Source organism: Halobacillus locisalis, from assembly GCF_013694105.1.
In the GTDB taxonomy this organism is placed as follows: Bacteria; Bacillota; Bacilli; order Bacillales; family Halobacillaceae; genus Halobacillus; species Halobacillus locisalis.
Genome location: NZ_JACEFG010000004.1, coordinates 53,232 through 66,547, shown reverse-complemented (window position 1 = coordinate 66,547; position 13,316 = coordinate 53,232). Strand labels below are relative to the sequence as shown.

12 protein-coding genes are annotated in these 13,316 nt (G+C 44.2%); 6 read left to right on the top strand and 6 right to left on the bottom strand.

Going from position 1 to position 13,316, the window contains the following annotated elements:
• Positions 1-42 precede the first annotated feature (42 nt).
• Positions 43-1,020, bottom strand: a complete 978-nt coding sequence (locus tag H0266_RS17220) for an NAD(P)/FAD-dependent oxidoreductase (RefSeq protein ID WP_181473689.1) — start codon at positions 1,018-1,020, stop codon at positions 43-45.
• Between the two features lie 162 nt (positions 1,021-1,182).
• Between H0266_RS17220 and H0266_RS17215 the strand changes: the two genes are divergently transcribed.
• The 6 genes from H0266_RS17215 (at position 1,183) to H0266_RS17190 (ending at position 8,609) form a co-directional block, all read left to right on the top strand.
• Positions 1,183-1,512 (top strand): helix-turn-helix transcriptional regulator, encoded by a 330-nt coding sequence (locus H0266_RS17215; RefSeq protein WP_181473688.1) that lies wholly within the window; start codon positions 1,183-1,185, stop codon positions 1,510-1,512.
• Positions 1,505-2,683 carry a chromate efflux transporter gene (gene chrA / locus H0266_RS17210; RefSeq protein ID WP_181473687.1) on the top strand — a complete coding sequence of 393 codons (1,179 nt, stop codon included), beginning with the start codon at positions 1,505-1,507 and terminating at the stop codon, positions 2,681-2,683. Before H0266_RS17215 ends, chrA begins: the two co-directional genes overlap by 8 nt.
• A gap of 135 nt (positions 2,684-2,818) precedes the next feature.
• A complete protein-coding gene (locus H0266_RS17205; RefSeq protein WP_181473686.1) occupies positions 2,819-5,626 on the top strand; it encodes an EAL domain-containing protein in 2,808 nt (935 codons plus the stop codon).
• Positions 5,627-5,630: 4 nt separating this feature from the next.
• On the top strand, positions 5,631-7,265 hold the full coding sequence (locus H0266_RS17200) for a thiamine pyrophosphate-binding protein (RefSeq protein ID WP_181473685.1): 1,635 nt from the start codon (positions 5,631-5,633) through the stop codon (positions 7,263-7,265).
• Between the two features lie 94 nt (positions 7,266-7,359).
• Entirely contained in the window at positions 7,360-7,839 is a 480-nt protein-coding gene (locus H0266_RS17195) for a PCYCGC motif-containing (lipo)protein (protein ID WP_181473684.1), read from the top strand.
• 389 nt (positions 7,840-8,228) lie between these two features.
• Positions 8,229-8,609 carry a DoxX family protein gene (locus H0266_RS17190; RefSeq protein WP_181473683.1) on the top strand — a complete coding sequence of 127 codons (381 nt, stop codon included), beginning with the start codon at positions 8,229-8,231 and terminating at the stop codon, positions 8,607-8,609.
• 35 nt (positions 8,610-8,644) lie between these two features.
• On the opposite strand, the gene H0266_RS17185 is transcribed toward H0266_RS17190, so the two are convergent.
• The 5 genes from H0266_RS17185 to H0266_RS17165 form a co-directional block, all read right to left on the bottom strand.
• Complete coding sequence (locus tag H0266_RS17185; protein WP_181473682.1) at positions 8,645-9,286, bottom strand: hypothetical protein; 642 nt, start codon at positions 9,284-9,286, stop codon at positions 8,645-8,647.
• Positions 9,287-9,404: 118 nt separating this feature from the next.
• Entirely contained in the window at positions 9,405-9,911 is a 507-nt protein-coding gene (locus H0266_RS17180) for an RNA polymerase sigma factor (RefSeq protein ID WP_181473681.1), read from the bottom strand.
• Between the two features lie 12 nt (positions 9,912-9,923).
• Positions 9,924-11,924: a DUF6449 domain-containing protein gene (locus tag H0266_RS17175; protein WP_181473680.1), complete on the bottom strand. Its 2,001-nt coding sequence runs from the start codon at positions 11,922-11,924 to the stop codon at positions 9,924-9,926.
• On the bottom strand, positions 11,899-12,798 hold the full coding sequence (locus H0266_RS17170) for an ABC transporter ATP-binding protein (RefSeq protein WP_181473679.1): 900 nt from the start codon (positions 12,796-12,798) through the stop codon (positions 11,899-11,901). Before H0266_RS17170 ends, H0266_RS17175 begins: the two co-directional genes overlap by 26 nt.
• Positions 12,791-13,207 carry a GntR family transcriptional regulator gene (locus H0266_RS17165; protein ID WP_343063343.1) on the bottom strand — a complete coding sequence of 139 codons (417 nt, stop codon included), beginning with the start codon at positions 13,205-13,207 and terminating at the stop codon, positions 12,791-12,793. Before H0266_RS17165 ends, H0266_RS17170 begins: the two co-directional genes overlap by 8 nt.
• Positions 13,208-13,316: the final 109 nt, after the last annotated feature.

The following is a 13,316-nucleotide window of genomic DNA, read 5'->3' as shown; positions in this document are numbered from 1 at the left end:
GTGCTTAGGCTTATGAAGCCACAGTACCTGTCCCTTTTGTGGTTACTCGTACTTATAAATGACTGTACTGTATACTTGCGCACTTGCTTTAGGATTCAAGTATTTGGCTGCACTATTCACAGCCGCCATCGCTTCATTGAACCCTGAACCGATCAACATGGTTTTGTTCGGGTAAATGGCTGCATCCCCTGCGACAAATATCCCTTCTTCATTCGTACACATATCCGTCCCCACTGGAATCCGCCCTTTTTCTGTCGCAAGACCCCATTGATCGTACATACTCTTCTCGATGTTCAACCCTTCATAGACGAGAATGTGATCGACATTCACAACTTCGCCATTATCAAGAGTCAATTGCTGCAGGGCGTCCTCGCCAACTAATGATTTCACCGATTGGTTATAGTGAACGCTCACAGAGGAAGCTTCCAGTTGCTCAAGGTCATGCTCATACGTCGCCTTGAACATCTCTCCCCCATTAATCAAATCGACCGATGAGGCGATTCCTTCAAGCGCAAGTGCCCAATCGATGCCAACACGACTTTGGGAAACAACGGCCACTCGCTTGTCTTTATACTGCTGTTTCCGTTGAATTGTATAGTGGATATAGTCTTGTTCATACTTTTCGTTATTTTCTACGTCCATGGGTTCCATATCAAACGTCCCCATCCCTGAAGCCACAATGACGGTACGGGATTGGTGCTCTACCCCTTCTGCATTGGTCAACACAAACGTTCCATCATCCTTTTTATCGATCGAGATGATTTTTTCATTGGTCAGGATCGTGGGCTGTACGAATTCAGCTTGTTCTTCAACGTTCGTAACAAGGTCCTCCCCTGTCACTCCTAGAAAACCACCTACATCGTAGATCTTCTTCTCTGGATAAAAGAAAGACACCTTCCCCCCGACCTGAGGCTGATACTCGACCACTTTCGTCTTCAAATCTCGCATCCCACTATAAAAAGCTGTATATAAACCAGTGGTTCCCCCACCGATAATCGTCACGTCGTACATCTCGCTCATCCGGTTTTCCCCCTAATCAAAAATGAGAATCATTATCATAAGTATAATCGCAGTCATACTCCGATTCAAGAATTGCTAAGTTTTTGTAAAGATTCGGTCCATGATATTGAGTGGGACTGTCCAATATCGTAAAATGATATCGGCATTCGATATTGAGGAGGTGTGCAGTTGTTACGAGACTTCTTTCTAGGTTCTATCAAAATCCACATTCTTTACCACGCGGACATCGAACCCATTTATGGAGCTTATCTCATGGAAGAGCTTGCCTCCCACGGATATGACATCAGTCCCGGCACTCTCTATCCAACCCTGAAGCAGCTTCATACCAACGGATTCCTTGAAAAGTATGAAGAAAACGTCAACGGTAAGGTCAGAAAATATTATGTCATTACAGAAGAAGGACGCGAGTTATTACAAGAAGCGAAACATCAAGTTCGTGAACTCGCACAAGAAGTACTAGAACAAGATTGGAGGAATCACTCAGATGAGTAAACCGAAAGGCTCACTACTCGAAATTTTCAAAGCATCTACGAAACTCGGCCTCACCTCCTTCGGTGGCCCGGTCGCGCATTTAGCCTACTTCAAAGACGAATACATCGACCGTAAGAAATGGATCGATGACAAAACCTACGCAGACATCATCGCTCTCTGCCAATTCCTCCCCGGCCCCGCCAGCAGCCAGGTGGGAATCGCCATCGGGATGTTACGAGGAGGGTTTCTCGGTGGTCTCGTGTCATGGTTCGGATTCACCGTCCCATCGATTCTGATTCTCGTTTTATTCGCCTTTATGTATCAATCCTTTGATTTAGCTGATGCAGGCTTTATTCATAGTTTGAAAGTCGTCGCAGCTGCCGTCGTCCTGCACGCCGTCATCGGACTAGGCAAAAAGCTGACACCAGACCGTCCACGGATTCTTATAGCCATGGTCGCGGCTGCCGTCCTCTTACTCTATCCTTCCGCCTGGATGCAATTACTCATCATCCTTGCTGCCGGATTACTAGGGTGGAAGATGTTCTCGAACTTGCAAGAGTCCAAAGTACAGCCGTTTCCTGTTACGTTTTCGAAAAAAGTCGGTGTAGGGGCTCTCTCCCTCTTGACAGGACTGCTTATCGTATTACCGATTCTCGCAAGGAATATCGATCATGCCCTCATGCAGATTTTTGATACGTTCTTCCGCGTCGGATCACTCGTGTTCGGTGGCGGTCACGTCGTTCTCCCTATGCTCGAAAGGGAAGTCGTGCCAACAGGTTGGCTGAACGCAAACGAATTCTTAGCTGGGTACGGAATGGCCCAAGCTGTTCCAGGTCCGCTATTCACATTTGCCAGCTACTTGGGAACGATGATCGAAGGAGTTTCAGGAGCCCTTGTTGCAACAGCTGGTATCTTTCTACCTTCCTTCTTATTTTTATTAGCGGCGCTGCCATTCTTAAATGAATTACGAAAACGGCCAGCCTTTCAAGGCGTTTTGACTGGCGTAAACGCAAGCGTTGTCGGCATTTTACTGGCTGCCTTTTATGACCCTGTCATTACAAGTTCCGTTGAAAATGGAGGCGACTTTGCCCTAGCAGCATTCTTATTTGCCCTTCTTCACTTCTTTAAAGTACCCGCTTGGGCGATTGTGCTTATCGGTCTCGCTGGTGGAACCATCATCAACTTACTCTAGTTCCATAAAATAGCACAGAAGCCATCCTTTTGTGCTATTTTTTTATGATGGAAGAAAAACACCCTACTAATTGAAGGACTTTTCCAGAAAATGTCGAAGTGTAACCAAATACAAAAGTCATTGGAGGTTTTTGTCGTGGCTGATGAACAAACAAGGTATTCACGCCTTGCGCAAATCACAAAACTCATTAATACCAAGCTCGATTTACGCGAAGTTTTACAGCATGTAGTGGCAGCCATATCAGAAGAAATTGTCCAATGTGATTCGGTCGGCATCTATTTACCACAAGACGATGGAACATATCGCGGCTATGTCGGCAAGCCAGAAACGTTGAATGGCATGACGTTGGATATGCATATCATTGACCCTGAACAAGACCACCTCGCCAAGGAGGTCATCGAAACAGGTGAAGCCATCTACATTCCGGATACGTCAAAGGACGATCGCCCTGATCGACGAGCCATCGAAGCATTCAAAATCACCTCTCTTCTTGTGGCTCCCGTCACGTATGAAGATCATTTGTACGGACTCGCTTTTCTATTTGACTATGGAATTCCAATGGATTTAACCGATTCTGAAATTGAATCCATCCAAGCCTACATCAACATGGCTGCTGTAGCCATTCGAAACGCAAACAACTTAACACGCAAAGAGAAATTGATCTCCGAAAAACAATTGCTCCTAAACGTGACCCGTGAACTATCATTCAGCTCTTCCATTCAAGAAGCGCTCAATGTCTGCTTCAATTATTTAGGAACCGTTCTCGATAATCACAATATCGCCGCTCATTTCTTAGACCCGGTCGCGGAACAGCAAATTGAACCGACGAGTATGAGTGCGAACAGTTCCTGGTCCGAAGAAGCGTGGAAAGAATCGCTTACGCATCTGCAAGTACGTTTTCAAGATGACCCACTTATGCAAGAAGTCATATCAAGCAAAAGTCCCATTTTAATACCTGATGTCCATACGGATCCCCGTCCAGATAAAATCATCTGCCAACACTTCAATATCCAAGGGATGTACCTACTCCCTTTGATTGCCATGGGTGAAACTCTCGGCATTCTATCTGTCGCGACATTCACAAAGGGCGCACGCATCTATAACAACTCCCAAAGGCAGTTAGCGGAATCCATAGTCGATGCGACCGCACCCGTTCTATTCAACTTGATTTATATGGAGAAACAGGAGTTGATCATTCAAGACCGTACGTTTGAAGTGCGGAAGAAAAACCAAGAGTTGCAAGAGGCTTTCTCTGACCTCAAGCAAGTCAGCCAAGAAAAAGAATTGATCTTGGACTCTGCCGGGGAAGGGATTTTCGGGATCGATTTGGAAGGGGACATCACGTTCTCTAATGCCTCTGCCAAGCGACTCCTCGGTTATACAGAAGAAAGCGAAGTCACCGGTCTTTCTCTATGTAAGATTTTTAACGGTGTTAGAGAGAATGAGGATGAAAATGCCTTATGTACTGAAGTGGAGAAGCATATCCACGAACGAATGGAACGGGACTTTTTGAGGAAAGATGGCACCACGTTCCCTGGAGAATACGTCATCACCCCCCAACTGATCGACCATGATATCGTCGGTCATGTAGTCACGTTCAAAGATGTCACAGCGAGAAAACAGATGGAAGAAAAGATAAAATATCACGCCTATTACGACAGCGTCACGAATATCCCAAACCGCACGCTGTTCCAAGACCGTTTGAACCAGGCCCTAACCTATGCAGAATCACAAGAGCGGACGCTGGCCATTCTTTTCTTGGACTTGGATCGTTTCAAGAAGATCAACGATACGTTCGGTCATAACTTCGGGGATTCTGTCCTTAAAATCGTTGCCGATCGGTTAGATGCCTCACTTCCGAAAGAGGCAACGGTATCGAGACAAGGCGGGGATGAATTCGTCATCCTCCTCCCCAATATTGAAAACGTAGAAGAAGTCCAGACCATAACAGAAGAGATTCTCGACATCTTCCTGGCACCGTTCCATATTCATGAGCAGGAGATTTCAGTGAAAACAAGTATCGGTATCTCTATTTACCCTGAACACGGTCATAATGCAGAGCAACTTATCAAGCATGCCGACTTAGCCATGTACCGCGCGAAGGAAAGAGCCGGTAACCAATACCAAATGTATTCGAACGATATCGAGAGCGACTCACTGGAGAAGATAAAACTCGAGAACGACTTGTTCAAAGCCTTGAAACACGGAAATGAATTTGTGCTCCATTATCAGCCGAAAGTCGATATGCGAACAGGAAATGTGATCGGTATGGAATCCCTTATCCGCTGGGAACATCCGATCTACGGACTGCTTCCACCAAAAACATTCATCCCACTAGCAGAAGAAACAGGCATCATCGCAGCACTCGGCGAGTGGGTCATTCGAGAGTCCTGCCGTCAGATGAAGGAATGGTACGACGAGGGAATGACGAACTTCGTCATTTCAGCAAATCTTTCGCCGCAACAGTTGAATCAGAAGAATCTCGTTTCGACTGTGGCCGAAATACTTGAAGAGACTGAAGTTCCTCCTGCCCTTCTTGAATTGGAACTGACAGAAAATCTGATCATCCATAACACAGAACGAACCTTATCAACAATCCATGAGTTGAAGCAGTTAGGCATTAATATTTCCATCGATGACTTCGGAACAGGCTATTCTTCTCTGGGTTATTTAAAGGACTTCCCTGTTGACACATTGAAAATTGATAAATCCTTTATCGATGACATTACGACCAACTCGAGTAACGCAGCCATCACAGATACCATCATTACGCTTGCCAAAAGCTTACAACTAGACGTCATTGCGGAAGGTGTCGAGACACAAGAGCAAGCCCATCACCTCAGTGAAAAAGGATGCCATTTGATTCAAGGATTCTACTTTAGTCCACCGATCGAAGCGAGTGAATTTAAAAAGCAAGTATCTACTATCCAAACTAAGAGGTGAAGAAATGAAATCTGTTCGTGCTGTGTTAGATTATTTCGTATCTGGTAACGTTTCTTATATATTCGGTATTCCGGCAGGTTCTGTGAATGCATTTTTTGATGAATTGTATGATACCCCTTCGATTACACCTGTTGTCGCTAAACACGAAGGGGCAGCGTCCTACATGGCAGCCGCCTATGCAAAATATTCCGGAGATCTCAGTATTTGTATTGGCAGTAGCGGACCTGGAGGGACAAACTTACTGACAGGTGCAGCCAATGCGATGCGTGAGCATCTCCCTATTTTATTTTTAACCGGTGCAGTGCCTGTTGGAACAGTCGGCCTGAATGCCTCACAAGAGCTTCATGCAGACCCCATCTATCAATCAGTCACGAAATATAGCAGTCGCGTCGACCGTGCTGAAGATTTATTACCTGAAATCCATAAAGCGGTAGATATTGCTTTGACAGGGGTACCAGGACCTGTTCATATCGCGATGCCGATTGATGTCCAACTAACATCCGTTCCTTTTCAAACGTTGCCGGTATTCCCGACTCGCGAACCTTTGATTCCAGCGGACCAACAGGTGCAGGAAGCCGTCACTCATCTTTCTGAATCCAAGAGTGGGTATATCTTTGTCGGGCAGGGGATTCGCGATGCGGTAGATGATGTGCTGGAATTAGCGGAAACGTTGAACTGGCCGATTATCACTTCTCCACAAGCGAAAGGATTGATTCCCGACAATCATCCGTTAGTAAAAGGAATATTTGGGTTTGCCGGCCATGAAACGGCCTCCAAGTTCATACACGAAGTAGAGACAGAAACGGTGCTGATCCTGGGCTCGAGTCTAGGCGAGACGGCCACGAATAATTACAACCCGAAAATCACAGAAAACCGCTTCACCATACAAGTGGATTTCGATGCCTGCGTGTTCAACCGAAAATACCCTGTTGATGTAGGAATTCATGGAGACATGGACTTGACGGTTTCTGCCTTGAACACGGGACTGAAAAATCAAGGACATCACCGGAACCCTGTGACTTCGGAGACTCGTCCACTACCTCTTACGACAGAAGAATATAACACACAAAACGTGCTGACATCTCTTCAAGAAAAACTACCTGCTACGACAAGGTATACGATTGATATAGGCGAATTCATGGCGTATGTCATCCATCATATGAAAGTACCAACCTATGATACGTTTGATATCAACGTTCATTTCGGTGCCATGGGAAGTGGAATCGGAAGCGCGATCGGCGCTAAGCTCGCAGACCCTGATCGTCCCGTCGTCAGCATTACCGGAGACGGTTGCTTCTTTATGCACGGCATGGAAGTATTGACGGCTAAAGAATATCAGATTCCTGTTCTGTTTGTGGTAATGAATAACTCACGCTTAGGTATGGTCCACCATGGACATTCCTTGCAGTATAAGCGTGTGCACGGAAGCTTTTCTCAAGAACCGGTTGATATTACTCAGATGGCGAAGTCAATGGGTGTGCCATCTGCGCGAGTTGAAAGCCTGGACGAGCTGACCTTAGAAACCGTTCAAGGACTTATGGATGGGAATGGACCTGCTGTTTTAGAAATCTCCCTTGTGGACGAAAATGTTCCACCTATGGGAGACCGCGTGAAATTTCTTTCTTCCTTCGGCAAATGATGTGTCAAAACTCGTAACTTTTCATCAACCGATTGATTAAGTCGTCACTCCTCTATATGATAGGTGTAGGAAAACTTAGAGAGGGTGTTGCTTCTTGAAAATCAAACTTCTGTTCATTTCATTCTTAATTATAGGTAGTACACTGGCCGGATGTTCTTCTGGTGCTAGTGAGGATACGGGCGATACGCAACATGCTCATGGTGACATGCGCGAAGAAACAGCAAGTGCTGCAGAGCTTCCTGCTTTTCTTGATGAAAAGCCTGAAGATATGCAGATGCTTTATACGGCCGCTGGTCAAAGTAAAGATTTACTAGAACAAATGCCGTGTTACTGTGGGTGTGGAGATAGCGCCGGTCACCGTAACAATTACGACTGCTTCATTCATGAAAACAAAGAGTCAGGTGCTGTGACGTGGGATGATCATGCAACGAAGTGCGGCGTTTGTTTAGAAATTGCGGCCCAAGCCATCATTGACCATCAAGATGGCAAGTCCGTCAAAGAGATTCGCGATGAAATCGACAAAGCTTACGAAGAAGGCTATGCGGAGCCGACCCCGACGCCAGCGGTATCTTAATAGATGACAAGGGAGACACGTTCAGAAACTTGAGCGTGTCTTTTTTGTGATTAGGGATTATAAGGTGGCTCTTGACCGTTTTTGGGGATGGGAAGTTGAAAAAGTGCAGTGAGAAAAGCGATCAGAACGCTTTTGTGAATCGATTATACCTAAAAGCGCTGTGACCGACCCTCTCTCTACTCTTTTGGCAATAGTTGGAGTCTAAAACCGTCGCGACAGAGCTTATCTCAACCTTTTCCCAAAGAAATACTCAATAAATAAGTACAGACAAGCGCCCGCTCCCCCTCTCATTCAGAAAACCTTATTCCACGAATTATGGAGTGATTTCGCTTCTAAAGTGATCCGATCTTGGACGAGAAACGATTGCTACTTGAAAGGGAGTGGTTCAAATGAGTCAACGAGTGGAATGGGCTTTACTTATTGCCCGCATCATTTTAGGAGTAATCATGATCGCTCATGGATTCCAGAAGATTGTCGGTATGGAACAAACGATTCAAACATTCGACCAGATCGGATTACCCCCTATTATGGCCTATGCAACTGCATGGATCGAGGCCATAGCAGGACTAACCGTTTTAGTAGGTCTGTATGTTGTGCCCTCTTCGATCTTATTAGGTCTGACGATGATCGGAGCCATTGTTCTCGTCAAGCTTCCTATGGGACTGATTGGTGGGTATGAGTTTCCTCTAGCATTATTAGGTTTTTCTATCATTTTGGCCCTTACTGGGAGTCGGAAATGGTCGCTTGGGAACATGATCGGATCAACATAGAAAAGACAGGGCATCCTTGTCTCTTCTATACTTGATCAATATGACTCTACATAGCTCCCTTCCCCTCGTTCCATTCCTTGATAATGTACGATCACACTTGCGTGAGGTACCTTTACCTCATTCTGGAGAATAGTTACCAATTCAGCCACTTTCCTCTCATCGGATGGTTGTTTTTTTCTAGTCAGCCAAATGCCTATGGTAGGCTCTGAAAATTCCATATCCCTAATAGAAGGAATCGTCGTCGTACCTTGATACCCTAGTGGCAAGTCATCATCAGTATATGTCGTTGAAATCATAGAAATATTAACAAACCGCTCATCGATTTCATCTAGAATGGCTTCTTCTAATTCTTCCTCTAAGGCACTGATCGCATAGTCATCCCCCATCGCTCCCTCACCATTTCGATCATAGATTAGAAATTGCACCCCATTCGACGTATCCCTCACCTTTGCGGCATATGTAAAATCCGGGAAATTACCCATATTATCGTACAAAGTATCATAAATCTCCATCTGCCCTGAGTAATGACGATCGATGTACTGTTTAGCGTTTTCTTTAACAGCCTTCTCTTCGCCTCGGTCCGGCGTCATTTCAATTATGAATATAAGGACCACAAGGGCAAGAAAGACAACAATTGCTCCAACACTGATTAAGACCCATTTCATTGCCGTATTCATGAGAACCTCCTCTATTACGGGCACTCCTTTTCCTATACATATTTGCAGGAATATTATTCCACACACTCATACATATGTACACAAAAAGAGTGGTCCTTTCACGGGACCACCCTTTTGCTTACGCGGTAGAATGATAATCCACCATCGTTCTCTCTTTTAACGCAAGCCGAGCACGGTGCAATCTCGACTTCACGCATGAAGCAGAGATCTCTAGCTTTTCGGCAATCTCTTTTTCTTTCCACCCTTCAAGGCAACTTAACTGCAATACCACTCTCAACTTAGGCGGCAAGGCCGTGATTCTATGATGGACGAACTCCATTAGTGAACGCTGCTCGACAAAGGCTTCGACGTCAAAAGCTGCTTGTGACAATGGCAAGTCTTCAACAGGTAACGTAACCAGCCGCTTTTCTTTTCGAAGTAGATCAATCGCTTTTCGCGTCGCAATCGTTGCGAGCCAAGCCCCCACCTTCTTCTCTTCTTCTACTTCATCCATCTTATCGTAGGCTTTGATGAATGTTTCCTGGACAATATCCTCGGCAAGGCTCCGGTCTTTTGTAATTTTCACAGCAGCATAATAGACACGTTGATAGTAGGTGGTATATAAGTCACTAAAGGTACTGTCCATCATTGATCTCCTCTATTCGTTGAAATGTTGTTTGATGAAGTCTGGAGCCTCAGAAGCTGAAATACTTATGGCTCGCTCATCACTTCCACCGCTTTTCAAATTCGGGTAGAAAACAATTAGATATTCTGCATGGCTCCATGACTCTTCAGTCCGTAATAATGATTCAATTTCATCTGATCCGTCTAGAGTAAAAGGTTGAATGTTCCCTTCACTCTCGATGCTTCGATAGGCCCTCAAAGGAGAAGTGTAAGAAGGTTTCCAAGGGTAGACATCTACCTTCTCAATTTCTTCTGCTTGTAAGAAGGCCTTCTCATAAAGACCTTCCTCTTTCAGCCACTCCGTCGTCTTCATGAAAGATTGATCAATACTCAAATTATAACCGGGACGATCATTGTATTCTCTGTCTTTTAATTGAACATAAAGAGTGGAAGCTGCAGAGTTCGTTTTTATCATAGATTCATAGGACAAGTTATAGATATCCTTTTTGAGAACTTCCCAAAACTCACTCAACTTCTGCTTATCAAATAGATTGACATCCGTATCAGGTACCAGCTTAGGTGCTAGATTCACACCTAATACTTCACTTAAAGAGAGCTGCGTGATGGGATACCTTAATTCTTTATATTCTTTAGTAGCTGCTAATTGTTTGAAGTTTTCTTGTACCTTCTCGCGATCAAAGAAATAAGAACGATAGACGGACTTCCCATTTTCTAACTGATAGACAATGAAATGTCGGTTCTTACTTTCAGAGAAAGGTTCAGCTCGATCGATTAATTCACTGTGCAGTTCTCGAGTAGCAGCTATCGCTTCCTCTGACTGCATCAAATTGGAGTGATCACTTTGTAAGACCCTCCTATATTCATAGTACCCATCACCTACGAAAACGCCTTTAATGTCATCTTGCTCAGGCACAAACCCTTCAAATGGCTGAAAAGAAACCGGAAGTAGTACAAGGACCACAGAAACAGTTGCTGCATACTTCCCGAAAGCTTTCCAGTGAGCAGAACTGAACACTCGCCATGTTTTCTCGATAACCATAGTCGATAGTAAATAACCCAGTGATCCACCAGCAATATAACCGAACACCAATCCGTAATAGCTTCCTTGAGATTCACCGAAATAAAGCCCCGATAGTAAAGCCAAGCATAAAGATACACCGAAGATAAAGATCGGTTTCAGCCAAGAGATCGCAATGGCTTGAGAGGCTGATTCAAGTAAACGATTCTTATAAGCAATCAAACCGACGGCATAGAAAAGTACTGAAAAACCGAAGTAGATTGCAATAGATGTATATTCAACAGGTAATGGTTGTTCACCTTGTAAAGCAGGAGTAAATCCGAAAACATCTACAATCGGAGAATAATACTGCACGTTGTCTAGCATCACGCTGTCGCTCGAAATCCCAGTTACAAAAAAGCCAACATTATAGGCAACTAACCCGTATATACCGACAGGGAACAATAGAAGAATATAGGTTAATACACCTTGAACTGCAGACAATCCCGTAAGAGTTCCCACAAACACACTTGCCATGAAAACGACCACGGTGATTCCGATCATAACGAGTATCCAATAGCCTAAATCACCTATGCTATAAAAGAAAGATACATCCGTCGTTCCAATAAACAAGAGTAATACCAGACCCGTCATTATAATAGGTACAGTTAAAAAAATCAGACCCGACAGTAAGTGATAGTGAAAAAGTTTTTCCCTACGGATCGGCAGGCTATGCATAAAGTCTGAAGACGACCTCACATGCATGTAACGCATAAGGAAAACGCCCATTAATACCGGTATCACAAACAAAAACAGTCCCTGCAATTCATAGCTGAACATTCGAGAGAACAAACCATGTTCATTTGGTTCACGATGCAACATATCTGGTAGCGACAAAACGAGATTCATTGGTAATAGAAACAGTAATCCTACTAAATAAACAATCCCGATCCACCCGACATTCCTGAAATCCTGCTTCAACAGTTCTTTTCTAAACAAGGATGTTTTCGATGGCATAGCCAGCACCTCCCATTTCATAGATGAAGATTTCCTCTAGCGTCAATGGCAAGCGATCGAAAACAACCGGTTTATAAGACTGAATCGTTTGTGTTACCTGTTCTTCGCTTCCTTTGACAATCAACAATTGCACGCTACCACGCTTCTCCTGATGCAGAATTTGCAACTCACTTTCCAATAGAGCCTCACCGTCTTCCCTGAACGCAACTTGCACTTTATGGATATCGGCTTTAAGGTCATCCAGATCGCGTTCTAATAAAATTTCTCCCTTATGTAAAATCCCGACATGGTCGCAGATATCTTCGACTTCTCTTAAGTTGTGGGAAGAAATCAAAATCGTCATTTCACGATCGGCTACGTCTTGAATAAGTAGGTTACGAATTTTTTGCCTCATCACGGCATCTAAGCCATCAAACGGTTCATCTAACATAAGCACGTCTGGCATCACAGACATCGACAACCAAAAAGCGACTTGGCGCTGCATGCCTTTTGAGAACTGGCTGATTTTTTTATTCTCATCCAACTGAAAAAGCGTTTTTAGCCTTTGATAACGTTCTTCGTTCCACGACGTATAAATTCCTTGGTAATAATGAGCCATTTGTTTCGTTGTGTACTGCGGTAAGAAGTATAACGAATCTGGCAGAAATACTAGCCGCTGCTTGATCGATTCATTCTCAAACACTGATTCTTCAAGGACTTTAACCTCACCTGACTGTTGTTGAAGAATACCTGCTATTGTTCTCATCAAGGTCGTTTTTCCTGCGCCATTCGATCCGAGTAACCCGTAAATCGATCCCTTCTTTACCGTAAAACTGACGTCTGAAAGGATTGTTTCTTTCTCAAACGATTTATGTACGTCTCGTACTTCAATCATCCTGTTCCCCTCCCTCTACTTCACGAAGAAGTGTCTGAATTTCCTCGGTTGTAATGCCGAGATACATGGCTTCTGCGAACAATTTCTTCAATTCTTCGCGCACTTTGGTCAACTCCTCTTTATTTTGTGATTTCGTTACAGGGTGCACGAAGCTCCCTTTTCCTTTTAATGAATAAATGTATCCTTGAGATTCCAACTCACGATAGGCCTTCTGGATCGTGTTCGGATTGATGGTCAATTGTTGGGCGAGTTCTCTCACGGAAGGAAGCTTTTCATCTTCCTTCATCACATCATTGATGATCAGCTGCTTCAGCTTCTCTACAAGTTGTTCATAGATCGGCTTTCGACTTCTGATATCCAATTCGAACATGCACGCACCTCCTTGGTCGACTGTATTAACTGTATTAATATTTGTAGTACAGTAACTAGTATAGTGGAAGATATTTCATTTGAGAAGGGCTTTTTTTAAATTTTTCCATAAAAAAAGACAGGTAGATGGACTCGGTCAGCCCATCTAC